This window comes from Amycolatopsis jejuensis (assembly GCF_000717335.1).
GTDB classification, from domain to species: Bacteria; Actinomycetota; Actinomycetes; order Mycobacteriales; family Pseudonocardiaceae; genus Amycolatopsis; species Amycolatopsis jejuensis.
In genome coordinates, this window is sequence record NZ_JNYZ01000031.1 from 13,459 (window position 1) to 32,266 (window position 18,808).

13 protein-coding genes are annotated in these 18,808 nt (G+C 70.5%); 4 read left to right on the forward strand and 9 right to left on the reverse strand.

All coding sequences use genetic code 11. From position 1 onward, the window contains the following. Nucleotides 1–103 precede the first annotated feature (103 nt). Nucleotides 104–2,248, reverse strand: coding sequence for a glycogen debranching protein GlgX (gene glgX, locus OO71_RS35090; protein WP_033294313.1), 2,145 nt, complete (start codon nt 2,246–2,248; stop codon nt 104–106). 113 nt (nt 2,249–2,361) lie between these two features. On the opposite strand from glgX (OO71_RS35090), the gene OO71_RS53010 reads away from it, so the two are divergent. Continuing rightward, complete coding sequence (locus tag OO71_RS53010; RefSeq protein WP_281178503.1) at nt 2,362–2,487, forward strand: hypothetical protein; 126 nt, start codon at nt 2,362–2,364, stop codon at nt 2,485–2,487. Between the two features lie 63 nt (nt 2,488–2,550). Then, a complete protein-coding gene (locus tag OO71_RS35095; protein ID WP_033294377.1) occupies nt 2,551–3,294 on the forward strand; it encodes a class I SAM-dependent DNA methyltransferase in 744 nt (247 codons plus the stop codon). Here the strand turns inward: OO71_RS35095 and treZ are convergent. The 5 genes from treZ to OO71_RS35120 all read right to left on the reverse strand — a co-directional run bounded on the left by treZ (nt 3,281) and on the right by OO71_RS35120 (nt 12,556). Continuing rightward, complete coding sequence (gene treZ, locus OO71_RS35100; RefSeq protein WP_156096710.1) at nt 3,281–4,990, reverse strand: malto-oligosyltrehalose trehalohydrolase; 1,710 nt, start codon at nt 4,988–4,990, stop codon at nt 3,281–3,283. The two genes, OO71_RS35095 and treZ, sit on opposite strands and share 14 nt — an antisense overlap. Next, nucleotides 4,987–7,257 (reverse strand): malto-oligosyltrehalose synthase, encoded by a 2,271-nt coding sequence (gene treY / locus OO71_RS35105; protein ID WP_033294315.1) that lies wholly within the window; start codon nt 7,255–7,257, stop codon nt 4,987–4,989. The genes treZ and treY overlap by 4 nt, the downstream gene beginning before the upstream one ends. Beyond that, entirely contained in the window at nt 7,254–9,380 is a 2,127-nt protein-coding gene (glgX, locus tag OO71_RS35110; RefSeq protein ID WP_033294316.1) for a glycogen debranching protein GlgX, read from the reverse strand. The genes treY and glgX (OO71_RS35110) overlap by 4 nt, the downstream gene beginning before the upstream one ends. Nucleotides 9,381–9,408: 28 nt before the next feature. After that, nucleotides 9,409–11,340, reverse strand: coding sequence for a 4-alpha-glucanotransferase (gene malQ / locus OO71_RS35115; RefSeq protein ID WP_033294317.1), 1,932 nt, complete (start codon nt 11,338–11,340; stop codon nt 9,409–9,411). 358 nt (nt 11,341–11,698) lie between these two features. Beyond that, on the reverse strand, nt 11,699–12,556 hold the full coding sequence (locus tag OO71_RS35120; protein ID WP_033294318.1) for an LLM class F420-dependent oxidoreductase: 858 nt from the start codon (nt 12,554–12,556) through the stop codon (nt 11,699–11,701). 147 nt (nt 12,557–12,703) lie between these two features. Between OO71_RS35120 and OO71_RS35125 the strand changes: the two genes are divergently transcribed. After that, the gene (locus tag OO71_RS35125; RefSeq protein ID WP_033294319.1) at nt 12,704–12,997 is read left to right on the forward strand and encodes a DUF3040 domain-containing protein; all 294 of its coding nucleotides are present in this window, start codon (nt 12,704–12,706) and stop codon (nt 12,995–12,997) included. 3 nt (nt 12,998–13,000) lie between these two features. Here the strand turns inward: OO71_RS35125 and OO71_RS35130 are convergent, their stop codons facing one another. Further along, complete coding sequence (locus tag OO71_RS35130) at nt 13,001–13,480, reverse strand: Lrp/AsnC family transcriptional regulator (RefSeq protein ID WP_033294320.1); 480 nt, start codon at nt 13,478–13,480, stop codon at nt 13,001–13,003. Nucleotides 13,481–13,614: 134 nt separating this feature from the next. Here OO71_RS35130 and OO71_RS35135 point away from each other — a divergent pair, with 134 nt between their 5' ends. After that, nucleotides 13,615–15,930: a transketolase-like TK C-terminal-containing protein gene (locus OO71_RS35135; protein WP_084145497.1), complete on the forward strand. Its 2,316-nt coding sequence runs from the start codon at nt 13,615–13,617 to the stop codon at nt 15,928–15,930. Nucleotides 15,931–15,954: 24 nt separating this feature from the next. Here OO71_RS35135 and OO71_RS35140 read toward each other — a convergent pair whose 3' ends face one another. Together OO71_RS35140 and OO71_RS35145 are read right to left on the reverse strand one after the other, a co-directional pair. Further along, on the reverse strand, nt 15,955–17,043 hold the full coding sequence (locus tag OO71_RS35140; protein WP_033294321.1) for an alcohol dehydrogenase catalytic domain-containing protein: 1,089 nt from the start codon (nt 17,041–17,043) through the stop codon (nt 15,955–15,957). A gap of 18 nt (nt 17,044–17,061) precedes the next feature. Beyond that, on the reverse strand, nt 17,062–18,474 hold the full coding sequence (locus tag OO71_RS35145) for an aldehyde dehydrogenase family protein (RefSeq protein WP_033294322.1): 1,413 nt from the start codon (nt 18,472–18,474) through the stop codon (nt 17,062–17,064). Nucleotides 18,475–18,808: the final 334 nt, after the last annotated feature.

Below are 18,808 nucleotides of genomic sequence, written 5' to 3' on the forward strand. Positions count from 1 at the left end.
ACCCGTCCGGGCGAAACGAACCCATTCGGTGGGGGTGCCCGACGCATTCCCGTATCCGGTTCGCCACCGGCAAGCCGAATTGCGTTCACAATCCGGCCCGCTTTCACAGCTGCGGGGTCTCGACCGTGTCCCGCGGGGCACGCAGCAACAGCAGAGAATGCGCCTCGACGGTGATGCGTGCTTTCGGTTCCAGCACGCCGGGATCGGCCGGGGTGCCGTCGGCGGTCGCGGTGTCGAGGGTGGGCTTGAACGTCTCGCCGTACTCCGGCCCTGGCAGCACGATCTCGGCCGGTTCCGCGCCCGAGTGCAGGATCAACAGCCACGAATGGTCGGTGACGAGCGCGCCCTCGCGGTTGCGGGCCTGGCTGTTCGACCCGTCGATCCACATGCACAGCGTCCGCCGGTTTTCGTCGAACCAGTCGACCTCGTCGAACTCTTCGCCGTCCGGGCGGAACCACACGAGGTCCGGTTTCCCGGTCGGCGTGGTGCGGCCTTCGAAGAACTCCGGCTGGCGCAGCGCCGGGCTGTGCGCGCGCAGCCGGACCACGCGGCGGGCGAAGGCGAGCATGGGCTCCGCTGCCTCGACCGGGGTCCAGTCGATCCACGACGTCTCGTCGTCGAGGCAGTAGGCGTTGTTGTTGCCCTGCTGTGTCCGCCACATTTCGTCGCCCGCGGTGAGCATCGGCGTGCCGGTGGACAGCAGCAGCGTCGCGAAGAGGTTGCGGGCCTGCCGCGTACGCAGTGCAATGATCGCCGCGTCGTCGGTCTCCCCCTCGGCCCCGTGGTTCCACGAGCGGTTGTCGTTGCCGCCGTCGCGGTTGTCCTCGCCGTTGGCCTCGTTGTGCTTTTCGTTGTAGGACACCAGATCCCGCAGCGTGAACCCGTCGTGCGCGGTCACGAAATTGACCGACTGCCAAGGACGGCGGAGGTTGTGGTCGTACAGATCGGACGAGCCGGACAGCCGGTACGCGAGGTCGCGTACGCCGGTCGCGCCGCGCCAGAAATCGCGCACCGTGTCGCGGTAACGCCCGTTCCACTCGGCCCACTGCGCGCCGAAGTCGCCGACGCGGTAGCCCTCGCCGGTGGCGTCCCACGGCTCGGCGATCAGCTTGCAGCGCGACAGCACCGGGTCGGTGGTGATCGCGGTGAGCATCGTCGACTCGCGGTCGAACATCCCGCCGTGCGGACGGCCGAGCGTGCTCGCCAGGTCGAACCGGAAGCCGTCGACGCCCATTTCCTGGGTCCAGTACCGCAGCGAATCGGTGACCAGCCTGACGACGGTGGGCGAACCGGCGTCGAGGGTGTTGCCGCAGCCGGTGAGGTCGGCCAGGTGCCCGCGGCGGGTGTGCAGGTAGTACGCCGGGGCGTCGAGACCGCGCAGGGACAACGTGGGGCCGTCCGGGCCGCCTTCGCAGGTGTGGTTGAACACGACGTCGAGCAGCACCTCGATCCCGGCCGCGTGCAGCGCCGCCACCATCGTGCGGAACTCCTCGACCTCGCGGCCCGGCTCGCTCGCGTACGCGGGGTGCGGCGCGAAGTAGCCGAGCGGCGAGTAACCCCAGTAGTTGTGCCGTCCGGCGCGGATGAGCGCGGGCTCGTCGGCGAACGCGTGCACCGGCAGCAGTTCGACGGTGGTCACGCCGAGCCGGGTCAGGTGCTCGATCGCCACCGGATGCGCCACGCCCAGGTACGTGCCGCGCAGCGCCTCCGGGATGAACGGATGCTGCTGCGTGAAGCCCTTCACGTGGAGTTCGTAGATCACCGATTCCTCGAACGGCACCTCGGGCTTGCTCCCGGTGTCCGGCCCGCCGGGCGAGGTGACGACCGACAGCGGGACGCTGCCGAGTGAGTCCACAGTGGACTGCGGACCGCGTTCGGGGTCGCTCGTGAAACCCTGCGCGGCGTGCAGGCTGGTGAGCCGTCCGTTGATCCGCCGGGCATACGGGTCGACGAGCAGCTTGGCCGGGTTGCAGCGCAGGCCGCGGGCGGGCTCGTACGGTCCGTGCACGCGGTAGCCGTAGCGCTGTCCTGCCGTGACGCCCGGGACCAGGCCGTGCCAGACGCCGAAGGTGCGCTCGGTGAGCTCGATCCGCCGCTCGGACCCGTCGTCGCCGATCAGGCACACCTCGACCGCGTCGGCGACCGCGGACGTCACCGCGAACCGGACCCCGCCGCCCTCCGGGTGGGCGCCGAGCGGAAACGGCCGTCCGGCGAGGACCTGGTTGTCGGGTGCGGGTCGTTGTGCCATGCGCCGATCTTTCCAAATGTCCCGTCCGGACGGCTCCGGCGCACGGCTGAACTTCCGGGAGCCGGGGAAAATGGGGTGAAGAAGCGGTGGTCAGGGGCCTAAGGTCGGCGACCATGATCGACGACCCGGCCGACGGCTGGATTCCCGAGAGCGTCGCGGCGGCCTACGACCGGCCCGGCGGCACGATCGGCGGAAACCGAGTGCGACTCGGTCGACCTCACCACCAGCGCCACGGCTGAACTTCCCGGCCGTCGCGAAAATGAGGTGAAGAACCCGTGGTCAGCGACCTAACCTCGACCACCATGATCGACGACCCGGCCGACGGCTGGTTCCCCGAGAGCGTCGCGGCGACCTACGACGGGCCCGGCGGCGCCAACCGGCCCGAGGTGGTCACCCCCGCGGTCGACCTCCTCGAAAGCCTCGCGGACGGCCCGGCCCTCGAGTTCGCTGCCGGGACCGGGCGGATCGCGGCGCCACTGGCGGCTCGCGGGGTACCGGTGAGCGGCATCGAACTGAGCCGTGCGATGGCGGCGCGGATCGCCGGGAAACCGGGTGGCGACCAGGTCCACGTCACCATCGGCGACATGACCGCCACCCGCGTACCCGGCCGGTTTTCCCTGGTCTACCTGGTGTTCAACACGATCGGCAACGTCACCACGCAGGACGGGCAGGTGGACGTCTTCCGCAACGCCGCCGCGCACCTGCGGCCGGGCGGGTTGTTCCTCGTCGAGGTCGGCGTGCCGAACCTGCGCCGCCTGCCGCCCGGGCAGGACACCGTGCCGTTCGCGATCTCGCCCGGTTACGTCGGGTTCGACCAGTACGACGTCGTCACGCAGCAGTTCACCTCGAACCACGTCACGGTGTCGCCGGACGGTCAGGGGCGGTTCCGGCGCATCCCGTTCCGCTATGTCTGGCCTGCCGAGCTGGACCTCATGGCCCGCCTCGCCGGAATGCGCCTGCGGCATCGCTGGGGTGGCTGGGACCGCTCGGAGTTCACCGCCGACAGCACCAAGCACGTGTCGGTGTGGGCGCTCACTGAGTCCTGACCAGCACGAACGACTCCGGCGGCAGCCGCGCCGAGCCGTCCACCACCGGCGACCCCCACGACGCGAGAATCTCCCCCGGCTTCCCGTTCAGCGGGACCTCGACCGGGTCCGCGCCGAAGTTGCAGGCCAGCCGCAGCGGGCCGCGGTGCAGGAGCAGCCAGGAGCCGTCCGAGTGCACGGTGACCCGGTCGAGCCGCGGATCGGCCAGGTCCGGGTGCGCGCGGCGGAGCCGGATCAGGGTGCGGTACAGGTCAAGGATCTCGCGGTGGCCCGGCCGGTCCGGTTCGGTCCAGTCGAGCCGGGAGCGGGCGACGGTGGCCGGGTCCATCGGGTCCGGGACGTCCGCCTCGCCCCAGCCGTGGCGGCCGAACTCGCGGCGCCGTCCGGTGCGCACGGCCTCGGCCAGCACCGGGTCCGGGAACGACGCGAAGAACTGCCACGGCGTGCTCGCCGCCCACTCCTCCCCCATGAACAGCATCGGCGTGAACGGCGAGCAGAACACCACCGCGGCGCCGCACGCCAGCAGGCCGGGCGACACGGTGGCGGACAGCCGGTCGCCGGTCGCGCGGTTGCCGATCTGGTCGTGGTCCTGCAGGTAGGCGAGGAATCGGTGGCCAGGTGTCACGCGCCGATCGAGCGTACGCCCGTGCGTGCGCTCCCGGAACGACGACCATGTGCCCGCGTGGAAGAACACCTCGCGCAGCGTTTTCGCCAGCGCGCCGGGGTCGGCGAAATCGGCGTAGTACCCACTGGTCTCGCCGGTGAGCCGGACGTGCAGCGCGTGGTGCAGGTCGTCGGACCACTGCGCGTGCAGGCCGTAACCGCCACCGTCGCGCGTGGTGACCAGCTTCGGGTCGTTCTGGTCGGATTCCGCGATGAGGGTGAGCGGCCGGTTCAGCGCCGCAGACAGCGCTTCGACCTCCGTGGCCAGCTCCTCCAGCAGGTGTACCGCGCGTTTGTCCACGAGCGCGTGTACGGCGTCGAGGCGGAGGCCGTCTATGTGGAAGTCGCGCAGCCAGCCGAGCGCGTTGTCCAGCACATACCGGCGGACCTCGTCGGAGCCCGGTCCGTCGAGGTTGAGCCCGGCGCCCCAGTCGGTGCGACCGGCGAAGTACGGGCCGAAGCGGTCGAGGTACGCGCCGGACGGGCCGAGGTGGTTGTAGACGACGTCGAGGACCACCGCGAGCCCGCGCGCGTGACACGCGTCGACCAGGCGTTTGAGCCCGTCCGGGCCGCCGTACGGCTCGTGCACCGCGCCCCAGAGGACACCGTCGTAACCCCAGCCTGCGGTGCCGTCGAAGGAGTTCACCGGCAGGAGTTCGACGTGCGTGATCCCGAGGTCGACGAGGTGCCCGAGCCGTTCGATGGCCGCGTCGAACGTGCCGTCCTCGGTGAAGGTGCCGATGTGCAGTTCGTACACCACTCCGCCGGGCAATTGACGTCCGGTCCAGGCCTGGTCGGTCCACTCGAACGCGTCGTGGTCGTACCGGCGGGAGGCTTCGTGGACGCCGTGCGGCTGGCGCAGGGAACGCGGGTCCGGCAAGGGTTTGTCGTCGTCACCGAGCAGAAACGCGTAGTCGGTACCGGTGACGTCGGCGCGCCACCAGCCGCCGTCGGCGCGGGTCATGTCGTGGTCAGCGCCGTCGACTCGCACGCGCACCCGGTCGGCGGCAGGCGCCCACACCGTGACCATCAGGAATCCTCCCGCACCAGCAGCGCCACCGGGTATCGGCCGAACAACTCCGCCGCCCGCGGCGCGTCACCCACGGCACGGCCGGTGAGCACGTCGGTCCACTCGCCGTCGCGCAGCGGCAGGACGGTGTCGCGCCAGCCGCCCGCGCGGTCGAGGCCGAGCGGCAGCCGGGTGACCGCCACCGCCAGTCCCCCGCCGCGTTCGAAGGCCAGAAGATGTTCTGCGGCAACGCCTTCCGCCTGTAGTGGGCGATATCCGGCAAACAGCTCCGGCCGGTCTCGGCGCAAGGTCAACGCGCGATGGACGACCAGGAGTTTCGCCGCGCCGGTCTCGTCGACCGCGGGATGCTCCCCGGCTTGGACGCGGTCAAGGATCGTGCGGCGCACCCGGTAATCGACGGCGCGCCGGTTGTCCGGATCGACCAGCGAGTAGTCCCACAGCTCGGTGCCCTGGTACACGTCCGGCACGCCCGGACCGGCCAGCTGCACCAGCTTCTGCCCGAGCGAGTTCACCCAGCCCGCACCGCGCACGCGGGCGACGAACGCCTCGACGTCCGCGGCCAGCTCCGGGTCGCCGAGCACCTGGCCGGGCCACGCGGCGACGGCCCGTTCGAACTCTTCGTCGTGGTCAGTCCACGTGGTACGGAGCTTCGCTTCCTTCGCAGCCTTGTCGAGGTAATCCCGCAGCCGTTCGGGCGAAATCGGCCACGCGCCGACGAGCGTCTGCCAGGCGAGCAGGTTGAGCGCCGGTTCGTCGATGCCGCGCACGGCCGTCCACCGCCGGACCGCCGCCGCGAACTCCTCCGCGACCTCCGACAACGCCACCATCCGCGCCCGGGTGTCCTCGGACCGCTTCGTGTCGTGCGTGGTCAGCGCCGTCATCGTGACCGGGTACGCGGCCGCGCGGCCCTCGGCCAGCGCGTGGAATTCCGCGGTACCCAGCCCGAAACGGTCCGGATTCCCGCCGACCTCGTTCAGCGCCGCGAACCGCGTGAACCGGTAGAACGTCGTGTCCTCGGTGCCTTTCGCGACGACCATGCCGGACGTCTGCTGGATCCGGGTCGCGAGCTCGCCGTCCGGTGCACCGCGGACCTGGCTGTCGAGCGCGTCGAGCGCCGGGGTCAGTTCCGGCCGCCGCTTGCGGGCCCGCGCGACCGCGCTCGCCCAGTGTGCCGAGCCTTCCGGCAGGTACGAGCGGTACACCGGGAACGCGATCATCACCTCGGCGACCGCGGCACGAGCGGCTTCGGCGTCCACGCCGGGCAGCAGCGCGGCGATCCGGCGGACCTCGGCGACCAGGATCTCGGTGGAGACGAGCCGCCGCGCGCGTTCCTCGACGGAGTGGAAATCGGTGCGCACGCCCTGTTCCGCGGCCAGCCGGGTGAACACCGGCGCCGCGGCCGGGTCGACGAACACGCCGGTGATCTCGCGCAGCGCGTCGTACCCGGTGGTGCCGTCGACCGGCCAGCTCTGCGGCAGTTTTTCGCCCGGATGAAGGATTTTCTCCACCACCAGCCACGCGCGCGGGGCGCCCGCGCGCAACCGGCGCAGGTAACCGCCCGGATCGGCGAGCCCATCCGGATGGTCCACGCGCAGTCCGGTCACGTCGCCGTCAGACACCCAGCGCAGCACCTCGCCGTGCGTCTCGGCGAACACCTCGGGCCGTTCCACGGTGACCGCGGCGAGGTTCGTGATGTCGAAGAACCGCCGGTAGTTCAGCTCGCGGTTGCCGCGGCGCCAGTCGACCAGCTCGTAATGCTGCCGCGCGTGCACGTCCTGCGGCGTGCCGTCACCGGTGCCAGGCGCGATCGGAAACCGGTGGCCGTAGTAGACGAGTTCGTCCCCGTCGACGGTGAGCGCGTCGTCGCCGAGGACCGGCAGCAGCAGACGGCCGCGGCTCCAGTCGATGTCGAAGAACGGCGCGTACGGCGATTCCCGGCCGTGCTTCAGGACATCCCACCACCACGGGTTCGCCTTCGGCACCTCGACGGACATGTGGTTCGGCACGATGTCCACCACGAACCCGAGCCCGGCGTCCCTCAGGCGCGCCGACAACGTCTTCCGCGCTTCTTCCCCGCCCAGCTCAACGCGTGCCCGGGTGGGATCGGTGACGTCATAGCCGTGGGTGGACCCGGGGGTCGCGTCGAGCATCGGCGACGCATACAACGCACCGGCCCCCAGCTCGTGCAGGTAGTCGACGATCGCGGCCGCGTCGGTGAACGTGAACTCCGGCCGCAGCTGCACCCGGTATGTGGAGGCCGGTGCGTTCATTCGCCCTCCTTCGCCGTGCGCTGGAGCACGACCAGCGACCGCGCGGCGAGGGTGAACTTGCCACCGCCTTCGACCGGTTCGGCGCCGGTGTCGCCAACCTTGCCGGTAGCGCTGTCCACCACGACTGTCCACTCGCGACCGTAGCCGTTGCCCGGCAGCGTCATCGCGATGTCCTCCCAGTGCGCGTTGAAGGCGAGCAGGAACGAATCGTCGGACACCGGCATGCCGCGCGGGTCGAGGTCCGGAATCCCTTCGCCGTTCAGGAAGATCACCACCGACTTGCCGAAACCGTCGTCCCAGTTCTGCTCGGTCATCTCCTCGCCGGCCGGGGTGAACCACGCGATGTCGCCGAGTTCTTCGCCCTTGCGCACCGGTTTGCCCTGGAAGAACCGGCGGCGCCGGAACACCGGATGCCGCTTGCGGAAGGCGGTGAGCGCGGTGGTGAACTCGACCAGATCGGCGTTCTCGGTGGCCAGCTCCCAGTCCATCCAGGACAGTTCGGAGTCCTGGCAGTAGGCGTTGTTGTTGCCCTGCTGGGTGCGGCCGAACTCATCGCCGTGCAGGAGCATCGGCACGCCCTGCGACAGCACCAGCGTGGCCAGCAGGTTCCGCCGCTGCCGGGCCCGGAGCGCCAGTACCTCCGGGTCGTCGGTGGGGCCTTCGACGCCGCAGTTCCACGACCGGTTGTCATCCGCGCCGTCGCGGTTGTCCTCGCCGTTGGCGTCGTTGTGCTTTTCGTTGTAGGACACCAGATCGGTGAGCGTGAAGCCGTCGTGCGCGGTGACGAAGTTGATCGACGCGAACGGGCGGCGGCCGTCGTCCTGGTACAGGTCCGATGAGCCGGTGATCCGCGACGCGAACTCACCCAGCGTGGACGGTTCGCCGCGCCAGAAATCGCGCACGGTGTCGCGGTACTGCCCGTTCCACTCCGTCCATACCGGCGGGAAGTTGCCGACCTGGTAGCCACCCGGCCCGACGTCCCACGGCTCGGCGATCAGCTTCACCTGGCTCACGATCGGGTCCTGCTGCACGAGGTCGAAGAACGTGGACAGCCGGTCGACGTCGTAGAACTCGCGGGCCAGCGCGGACGCCAGGTCGAACCGGAAGCCGTCCACGTGCATCTCGGTGACCCAGTACCGCAGCGAGTCCATGATCAGCTGCAGCGTGTGGGGGTTGCGCACGTTGAGCGAGTTGCCGGTGCCGGTGTAGTCCATGTAGTACTGCGGATCGTCCTCGACCAGGCGGTAGTACGCCTCGTTGTCGATCCCGCGCATGGACAGCGTCGGGCCGAGATGGTTGCCCTCGGCAGTGTGGTTGTAGACCACGTCGAGGATCACCTCGATCCCGGCCTCGTGCAGGGCGCGCACCATGCCCTTGAACTCCTGCACCTGCCCGCCCTGGCCCTGCATCGCGGCGTACGCGTCGTGCGGCGCGAAGTAGCCGATCGTGTTGTAACCCCAGTAGTTGCGCAGGCCCTTCTCGTCGAGACCGTGGTCGGTGACGAACTGGTGTACCGGCATCAGCTCCACTGCGGTCACGCCGAGCTTCTGAAGGTGCTCCACGACGACTGGGTGCGCGAGACCCGCGTACGTGCCGCGAAGCCGCTCCGGCACGAAGGGGTGCGTCATCGTCATGCCGCGTACGTGCGTCTCGTAGATCACCGTTTCGTGGTACGGCGTACGCGGCGCGCGATCGTTGGCCCAGTCGAAGAACGGGCTGACCACGAGCGAGTACGGCACGTGCCCGGCCGAATCGTCGTCGTTGCGCTGTTCGGGATCGTCGAAGCGGTAGCCGAAGAGCGCCTCGCTCCAGTCGACCCCGCGGGACAACGCCTTGGCGTACGGGTCGATCAGCAGCTTGCTGGGATTGCAGCGCAGGCCGCGACCGGGATCGTACGGACCGTGCACGCGGAATCCGTACCGCTGCCCGGGACCGACGCCGAGCAGGTAGCCGTGGTGGACGAACCCGTCGACCTCCTCCAGCCGCGAGCGGGTCTCGTTGCCCTCGTCGTCGAACAGGCACAGGTCGACGTACTCGGCGGCTTCGGAGAACAGCGCGAAGTTGGTCCCCACGCCGTCGTAGGTCGCGCCGAGCGGGTAGGGCTTTCCGGGCCAGGGCCGCACAGGGGCTTCTCCTTGGGCTTTCGTGGTTTCAGCGCAGGGGGCGCGCGGCGGCCAGCGGGGCGACCGCAGCGCGGACCCGCGGGTCGGCGAAGAACCCGTCGACGGTGACGGGGAGCGGGATCCGCCAGTTAGGGTACTCATCCACCGTGCCCGGCAGATTCGGCTGCCGCCGTTCGCCGACGACGTCGGCCGGAGCAGTGAGCACGAGCCGTGACGCCGCCGAAGCGAGCAGCGTGTGCAGGGCGACCACGACGTCCTCGCCGGGGATTCCTTCGCGGGTAACGAGTTCGAGCAATGCGGCCTGTTCGGCGGCGGCATCGGCGTACTCGTCGGCGATGGGCCGGTCGAGCAGCCCCAGCTCGGCCCGTACCCGGACGTGCTCGGCGGCCAGCCAGCCGGACACGGTGGGCAGGTCGTGCGTGGAAATGCTGGCCATCGCATCAGGGTCCCACTCGCGCGGGCGGATGAACGGCTTGTCCGGCGCGTCCCAATCGCGCTGGAACCACAGCACCGCGGAGCTGAGCAACCCGCGTGCGTGCATGGTTTCGGTGACGGTGTCCTCGACAGTCCCGAGGTCCTCCCCCACCACGACCGCGCCCGCGCGATGCGCTTCAAGCGCGAGGACGCCGAGCATCGCTTCGGCGTCGTAGTGCACGTACGTGCCACGGCCGGCCGGTTCGCCCGGCGGAATCCACCACAGCCGCCACATCCCGGCTACGTGGTCCACGCGGATACCGTCGGCGTGCTGCAACACGCCACGCACGACGTCGCGAAACGGCGCGTACCCAGCTTCGGCGAGCCTGTCGGGCCGCCACGGCGGAAGGTTCCAGTCTTGGCCCTGCTGATTGAAGGCGTCCGGCGGCGCCCCGACGCGTACGCGCGCAGCGAAGACGTCTCGCTGCGCCCACGTGTCCGCGCCACCGGGATGGACGCCGACCGGCAGGTCGTGCACCACGCCTACCGGCATACCCGCTTCGCGCGCCGCGCGGCGTACGTCGTCGAGCTGCTCGTGACACAGCTGCTGAAGCCAGGCGTGGAACTCGATCCGCACGGCCAGCTCCTCGCGCGCAGCGGCGACCTCGGCGCTACCCGGGTTGCGCAACGGCTCCGGCCACTCCCGCCAGTCGTTGCCGTGGATTTCCGCGAGAGCCCCGAAAGTGGCGAAGTCGCGGAGGTCGTCGTCCATCTCGACCTGCGGCGGGTGCAGCAGCTCCAGCGCGGCGCGTTTGGCTGCCCAGACGGCGTCGTAGTCGATCAGCTCGCCGATCGGGTCCGGCGCCAGCGCTTGGATCTTGCGCTGAGTGGCCTCGTCAGCCCGGGCGTACGCGTCGGTGGCGGTGACCCGCAGGTAGAGCGGGTTCGCGAACCGGCGGCTGGACGGCGAGTACGGCGACCGCTCGACCGGATGCGCGGGGCTGATCGCCTGAACGGGGTTGACCAGCAGCACGCCCGCGCCGAGTTCCTCGGCCGACCTCGACGCCATCGTGGCCAGATCGCCGAAATCGCCCATGCCCCAGGACTGGTCGGAGTGCAGTGCGTAGAGCTGCAGCATCCAGCCCCACGCGGCCGGCACCGGGGGAAGCCGGTCCGGGACCACGGCGAGCGGTACCCGCTGGTCGGCGGTGATGACGTGGTGCCAGCCCAGTGGAAGGTCGGCCGGCAGTGTGGTGCCGACATCGCGGGTGGTGCCGTCTTCCAGCTCGATTCTCGCCGCCCGGCCCAGGTCCCGTTCCTGCCCGGCACGGACGACGAGCGTGGGCGGCAGCTTCGGCGACTCGCGGGCTTCCCGGACCGCGGCGAGCTCGCGCCGGACCGCTTCGGGCGTGGTGGCGTCGACGTCGAGCTCAGCCAGCACGGCGACCACCACCTCGGGGTCGACCTGCACTTCGACCTGGTCGGCGTTCTCGTACCGGGTGGCTACTCCGTGGGCGGCGGCCAGCTCGGCCAGTTCGGGGGTCACGCCGGAATCCGGGGAAGGGGGATGCGCACGGACCCAGTCTTCCGGGCGCTGCCGCGCGCCGCCATTCGCCCCGCCGCCACTGACGGCGAAGCGGTGACCGGCCGGTCGGGGGGCGTGCCGGCCGGTCACCGCCCACGTGAACAGAGAGGGGGTGTGACCGCCGGAATGACGGCTGGCGGCCGAGTTCATCCGTTCCGGTGAAATTGGGGTGCTCAGTGCGCGAGGATTCGCGGGTGGCGGTAGCGGCCTCGCCGAGCTGTGCGCTCAGGAAGAGCAGCCAGCAACGGCCAGGATCCCGTCAGTGTTCGGCAAAGACTGTCCGGCAAAGACTGTCCGGCAAGACCTTTCCGCGAAACGCTCATCCGCGGAGCGCCGCCTGCCCCAGCTTCCCGGCCAGCCTCCCCAGCCAGGCCTCGACCTCGGCCGGTTCCCGGTCCGGCAGCCCGAACACCACCTCGGTCACCCCCGCCTCCGCGAGCCGGCCCAGCCCTTCCGGGTCCGGGCGCGGACCCAGCGCCACCACCTCCGGGTCGCCCGCGCGCCCTTCGGCGTGCCAGATCTCCCGCAGCCGCGCGGCTTTCCCGGTGAGGTCACCTTCCGCGGGCGTGGTGAGCCACCCGTCGGCGTGGCGGGCGATCCAGCGGAACGTCCGGTCCGTCCCGCCCGCCCCGACCAGCACCGGGACCTGCGGCTGCACCGGTTTCGGCCACGCCCAGCTCGGCCCGAACTCCACGAACTCGCCCGCGTACCTCGCCTCTTCCTGCGTCCACAACGCGCGCATTGCTTCCAGGTACTCCCGCAATGCGGTGCGCCGCCGGTCGCCGGGGACGCCGTGGTCGGCCAGCTCGTCGGTGTTCCACCCGAATCCGACGCCGACCGTGACCCGGCCACCCGACAGATGGTCGAGCGTGGCGATCGTCTTGGCCAGCGTGATCGGGTCGCTTTCCACCGGCAGCGCGACAGCGGTCGCAAGCCGGATCCGCGACGTCACGGACACGGCGCTGGCCAGCGAGACCCACGGGTCGAGCGTGCGCAGGTACCGGTCGTCCGGCAGGGAAGCGTCACCGGTGCGCGGATGCGGAGCGGTGCGGCGGACCGGAATGTGCGTGTGCTCGGGCACGTAGAACGTGGCGAATCCGGCCTCCTCGGCCGCCCGCGCGGCCGCCGCCGGGGTGATTCCGCGGTCGCTGGTGAACAGCACGATCCCGTATCTCACCCCCGGGACGGTATTAGAACGTGTTTCAGTTTGCAACGCGGCGAGCGATTCGCGATTATTCCGGCAAAACCCGGGCTTGACGGCAGCCGTGCCCGGGTACTCCACTGGTAGTGCGATCACCGGCCCGTCCTGCCCGAGGAGGGGGTCATGCTGCCCCATCGCGACCGCAGCGCCCTGCGGAAGATCGAAGAGGAACTCGCCGCGAGCGACCCCGCGTTCGTGGCCGCGCTCAGCCAAGGGGTACCCCCGGCGGGGTCCCGGCTATGGCTGATCACGCTCGTCCTGGCGGACGTCACCGCCGCGCTGATGATGGTGTTCGGCCTGGTGGCCGGGCACACCGGGCTGTTCTTGTGGGGGCTGGTCGCCGCGCCCGGCCTGGTGTGGGTGCACCGCACGCTGCTGCGGCACCGTCACGAACGCGAGGCCGAAGACCGTTCGTGACCGCTATCGCGCCGCCGCGCGCTCCAGCAGCGGCGTGAGCCGGTACGGCACCATCTCCCGCATCACCAGCGCGTTGTTGGTGCGCTCGACGCCGGGGATCTCGAGCATCTCCCCGGCGATCCGGTACAGGTCGTCGGCGTCCGTCGCGACCACGTGCACCAGGAGGTCCTGCGCCCCGGTCAGGCCGCGCACCTGCAGGACCTCCGGCACGGCGGCGAGGTGCCTGCCCACCTCGTCGAGCAGCCGCTGGCGCACCTGCACGGTAACGAACGCGGTGAGCGGATAGCCGAGCGCGGCCGGGTCGATCCGGTGTTCGGCCGACCGCAGGGCGGTGCCCTGTTCGAGCCGCGCGAGCCGGCTCTGCACGGTGTTGCGCGAAAGCCCGAGCTCGTCGGCGAGGGCGACCGCGGTGGCACGCGGGTTGCGGCCGAGCGCGAGCAGGATCCGGGCGTCGGTGGCGTCGAGCCGCTGGGCGCTGGGCATGCTGCGCAGTCCTCTCCACCCCGTGCGGGGCAATTCTGGGCGTTCTGCTTAATGGAAACGCCACTGGTTGTGCACCCTACCCAGCTCTGATGCACTGGAGTCAACGTTCCGCCCAAGAAAGGCCCGATACCGTCGTGAGCACCCCCGCCCCCGAGCGCCTCCCGGAGAACGACACGGTGACCGTCCTGCGCGAGGTCCAGGACCGCGTACTGTGGCTTTCCACCGCGATCATCGACCACGCCAACCGGGTCCGCCCCAACCCGACCGGGCTCAAGGTCGGCGGGCATCAGGCGTCGAGTGCCTCGATGGTGTCGATCATGACGGCGCTGTGGTTCGCGCGGCTGCGGGCCGAGGACCGGGTTTCGGTGAAGCCGCACGCCTCCCCCGTGCTGCACGCGATCAACTACCTGCTGGGCGACCTCGACGACAAGTACCTGACGTCGCTGCGGGAATTCGGGGGGCTGCAAAGCTATCCGTCCCGTTCGAAGGACCCCGACCGCGTCGACTACTCCACCGGCTCGGTCGGCATCGGCGCCACCGCCCCGATCTGGGGTGCGCTGGCCCGCCGTTACGTCGAATCGCACGGCGGCGGCGCGGGTACCGGACGGCAGTACTCCCTGGTCGGCGACGCGGAGCTGGACGAAGGCGCGTGCTGGGAGGCGATTCTCGACCCGACCGTCGCGGAGCTCGGCGAGGTCGTGTGGATCGTCGATCTGAACCGGCAGTCGCTGGACCGAGTGGTGCCGAACATCGGCGCGACCCGGCTGCAAGGGATGTTCGAAGCGGCCGGCTGGCAGGTGCTGACCGTGAAGTACGGGCGGCTGCTGCAGGACCTGTTCGCGCGTCCGGGCGGGGAAGCGCTGCGGCAGCGCATCGACGAGATGCCGAACCCGGAGTACCAGCGGCTGCTCCGGTGTACCCCGGCCCAGCTGCGCGAACGGCTGACGTCGCCGGAACTGGCTCCGCTGCTGGAAACCCTCGACGACGACACGCTGCACGCGGCCATCCGCAACCTCGGCGGCCACGACCTGCCTGCCCTGCTGGACGTGTTCGACGCCATCGACGACCATCGGCCCACCGTCGTTTTCGCTTACACCGTCAAGGGATTCGGCCTGGCGAGCGAGGGGCACCCGCAGAACCACTCGTCGCTGCTGACCGCGGAGCAGATGACCTCGCTGGCGGAGCGCGTCGGCACGACGCTCGATCAGCCGTGGCAGAAGTTCGCCGATGGTTCCGCGGCCGCCCGGCTGTGTGCCGAGACCGCGTCCCGGCTCGACCGGGAAACCGTGACGCTCCAGCAGGTTCCGCCGATTCCGGCGGACATCGGCCGCACGCCGTCCGGACGTACCACCACCCAAGCCGCGCTCGGCCGCGCGCTGCTGGACCTCACCCGCGAGGCCCCCGAGGCGGCGGAGCTCGTGGTGACCCTGTGCCCGGACGTTTCGTCCAGCACCAACCTCGGCGGCTGGGTCAACAAGGTCGGCGTGTGGTCGCCGCAGGAGCGGGTCGACTGGTTCGCCGACGACCCGGAGACCATCCTGCACTGGCGCGAGCGGCCCAGCGGCCAGCATCTGGAGCTGGGCATTGCCGAGGTGAACCTGGTGAGCGCGCTCGGCGAGCTGGGTACCACGTGGTCGCGCTGGGGCCGTCCGCTGCTGCCGATCGGCGTGCTCTATGACCCGTTCGTGGAGCGCGCGCTGGAGCCGTGGTCGTTCGGGATCTACGGGGGCGGGCAGTCGATTCTGGTCGGCACGCCGTCCGGGGTCACGCTCGCCCCGGAGGGCGGCGCGCACCAGTCGATCACCACGCCGTCGGTCGGGCTGGAGCAGCCGGGGTGCGTGACGTACGAACCCGCGTTCGCGTTGGACGTCGAGTGGACCCTGCTCGCGTCGCTGGCGCAGCTGGGTAAGCCGGACGGGACGTCGGCGTACCTGCGGCTGTCGACCCGTCCGGTGGACCAGAACCTCGCCGCCGTGCCGGCCGACCCGGCCGCGCGCGAACGCCGTCGTCGTCAGGTGGTTGCCGGTGCGTACCCGATTCGTACGGCGGCGGTGGCGCGTCCGGACGTCACGCTGGTCACGATGGGCGCGATGGTCACCGAGGCGCTCACCGCGGCCGATCGGCTGGACGCGCTGGGTAAACACGCCGATGTGGTGTGCGTGACGAGCCCCGGGTTGCTGTTCCGCGCGGTGCAGGCCCGGGCCGGGCAGGACACCGCCGACACGTGGATCCTGGAGTCGGCGCTGCCGTCGGAACGGTCCGCGCCGATGGCGACGGTGCTCGACGGGCACCCGCACACGCTGGCGTTCCTGGCGAACGTCCACCGCGTGCGGGCGGCCCATCTCGGGGTCACACGCTTCGGGCAGTCCGGTGATCTCGACGGCGTGTACCGGTACCACGGCATCGACACGGACAGCATCATCCAGGCGGCACTGGATGTAGCGGACTGAGTTCCTCTTTGGTCCAGGCCAGGCTCAGGCCGCGTCGCCGATCCGGATCAGCGACCGGGCACCCTCGCCGCGCCGCATCCGGTCGAACGCCTCCGGCACCTCGGCGAGCGAAATCCGGTGTGTCACCAGGGTTTCCAGGTCGAGGTCACCGGAGCGGACCTCGTCGGCGAGCACCGGGATGTCGCGGTCCGGGTCGGAGGCGCCGTACACCGTGCTCGTGAGCGTGCGGGCGAAGTGGAAGATTTCCAGCGGGTTGAGCACGACCTGCTGGTCCTTCCGCCCGACGCCGACCACCGTGCACTGCCCGCCGCGGCGCACCGCGGTCCACGCCGCCCGGATCGTGGTCGCCGCGCCGACGCATTCGAAGGCGTGATCGGCGCCGCGGCCGTCGGTGAGCGCGCGGACCTGCTTGGCGAGTTTGTCGTCGCTCAGCAGGAAATCCGTCGCCCCGGCGGCGCGGGCCAGCGCTTCCTTCTCCGGCGACACGTCAGCGGTGATGATCTGCGCGGCCCCCGCGAGCTTCGCCCCCAGCACCACGCACAGCCCGATCCCGCCGAGCCCCAGCACGAGCACCGACTGTCCACTCCGGACCCGCGCGGTGTTGCGGACCGCGCCGACCCCGGTGAGCACCGCGCAGCCCATGAGCGCAGCCAGGTCGAGCGGCACCCCCTGCGGCAGCGGTACCACGGATTTCCCGGGCAGCACGGTTTCCTCGGCGAACCCGCCGACGCCGAGCAGCACGTTGAGCGGCTCGCCGTCCACCTCCCCGCGCGGCACCGTGGTCACGCCCTCGATGGCCGAGCACAACCACGGCTCGCCCGCCTGGCAGAACCAGCATTCCCGGCACGCGGCAGCCCAGTTGAGCACCACCCGGTCCCCCGGCTGCACGTGCGTGACCTCGGCGCCGACCTCCGCGACGACGCCGGACGCCTCGTGCCCGGGTACGAACGGGTACTGCGGGCGCAGCGTTCCGTCCACCATGGACAGATCGGAATGGCACACTCCGGCAGCGGCGATCCGGACGCGCACGTCCTGCGGCCCCACCGGCGGCAGAACGATGTCGCAAACCTCCGGGCGCGCCCCCGGTTCCCGCACGACGACAGCTTTGACCACGGTGTCTCTTCTCCCTGCTTACAGCTGGATGGACTTGATCTCGGTGAACTCGCCGAGCGCGACCCGGCCCATCTCCCGACCGACGCCGGACTGCTTGTACCCGCCGAACGGCGCAAGCGGGTTGAACGCGCCGCCGTTGACGTCGATCTGCCCCGTGCGGACCTGCCGCGCGAACGCGACGGCGCGATCCTGGTCGGCCGACCACACCGCGCCGTGCAGGCCGTACCGCGAGTTGTTGGCGATCCGCAAGGCGTCGTCCTCGTCGTCGAACGGGATGATCGACAGCACCGGGCCGAAGATCTCCTCCTGCGCGATGGTCGAATCCGGGTCCACGTTCGCGAATACTGTCGGTGCCACGAAGTACCCTGTTTCGAGAGGCGCTTCGGTGCCGCCGGTCACCAGCGTCGCGCCCTCGGCAATGCCCTTCTCGATGTAACCCCGCACCCGATCCCGCTGCGCTGCGGATACGAGCGGACCGAGCTTCGTCGCCCCGTCCAGCGGATCCCCCGTGGTGAACCCTTCGGCGAACTTCTTCGCGAGCGCCACCACTTCGTCGTGCTTCGCCCGAGGGACGACCATGCGCGTCCACGCCGTGCAAGTCTGCCCACCGTTGAGGAACGCATTGGAGACCCCGACTTTGACGGCGGTCGCCAGGTCGGCGTCCTCGAGAATCACGTTGGCGGACTTGCCCCCGAGCTCGAGCGTGACCCGCTTGACCGTCCGCGCGGCCACCTCCGCGACCCGCGTCCCGGCCCGCACCGACCCGGTGAACGACACGACGTCCACCTCCGGATGCTCCGCCAGCGCCTCCCCGACGACCGGCCCGTACCCCGTGACGAGGTTGACCACGCCAGGGGGAAAACCGGCCTCGTGGATCGCGTCGAACAGCTGGTACGCGCTCAGCGGAGCGACCTCGCTCGGCTTCACCACCACCGTGCAGCCCGCCGCCAGTGCGGGCGCGAGCTTGCAGGTGATCTGGTGCAGCGGATAGTTCCAGGGCGTGATCGCCGCGACGACTCCCGCAGGTTCCCGCACCAGCACCGAATTCCCGACGCGCTCGTCGCTCTCGTCCTCGGCCAGCAGGTCGACGTAGGTCTGGACGTCCGTCTGCGGCAAGGCGGCCTGGATGCGGGTCGCCATCCGCAACGGAGTCCCGACATCCTTGGCGATCGTCTCGCCGATCTCCGCCGCCCGCTTGGCAAGGCCGTCGTGCAGCTTTCGCAGGAGGTCACGGCGCTCCGCCCGGCTGGTCGCCGCCCAGCCCGGAAACGCCCCCCGAGCCGCCCGCACAGCCCGATCGACGTCGGCTGCCGTGCCCTCGGGAATGCGCGCCTGGACCTGCTCGGTAGCCGGATTCTCCACGGCAATCGTGCCCGCCCCGGAGGCCCGCACCCACTCACCCCGGATGTACAGCACGTCCCGCTCAGCCACGGAGCCCTCCTTCTACCTGGGGATTGTTTCTCACTGGGGTGGATTCTATAGAAAATGAGCGAGCTGTCCAGGGGCGGGTTCCGGCCTCGGCGTGTTGACTGGCTATCTCCGACCCGGCGGCGCCAGTCGGGCCTCATGACCCGAGCCCGTTGCATTGGCCTCGCTGCCCGAGTCTTGCCGTCCTGGTCCTCGGTAACCGAGGCCCCTGGCCGAGTCTTGCCGACTTGGCCCTCGGTAACCGAGCCCCCCGGCCGGGCCTCGCCGACTTGGCCCCGCCAACCGAGGTTCCGCGGCCTCAGCCGCGATATCCGAGTCCCGCTGCTCTGGAGCCACC

What these genes read in the sequence shown, in the direction of transcription:
- glgX (WP_033294313.1), bottom strand. Translation starts at nt 2,248, where the DNA reads ATGGCACAACGACCCGCACCCGACAACCAGGTCCTCGCCGGACGGCCG.
- OO71_RS35130 (WP_033294320.1), bottom strand. Translation starts at nt 13,480, where the DNA reads ATGCCCAGCGCCCAGCGGCTCGACGCCACCGACGCCCGGATCCTGCTC.
- OO71_RS35095 (WP_033294377.1), top strand. Translation starts at nt 2,551, where the DNA reads ATGATCGACGACCCGGCCGACGGCTGGTTCCCCGAGAGCGTCGCGGCG.
- OO71_RS53010 (WP_281178503.1), top strand. Translation starts at nt 2,362, where the DNA reads ATGATCGACGACCCGGCCGACGGCTGGATTCCCGAGAGCGTCGCGGCG.
- treY (WP_033294315.1), bottom strand. Translation starts at nt 7,257, where the DNA reads ATGAACGCACCGGCCTCCACATACCGGGTGCAGCTGCGGCCGGAGTTC.
- OO71_RS35125 (WP_033294319.1), top strand. Translation starts at nt 12,704, where the DNA reads ATGCTGCCCCATCGCGACCGCAGCGCCCTGCGGAAGATCGAAGAGGAA.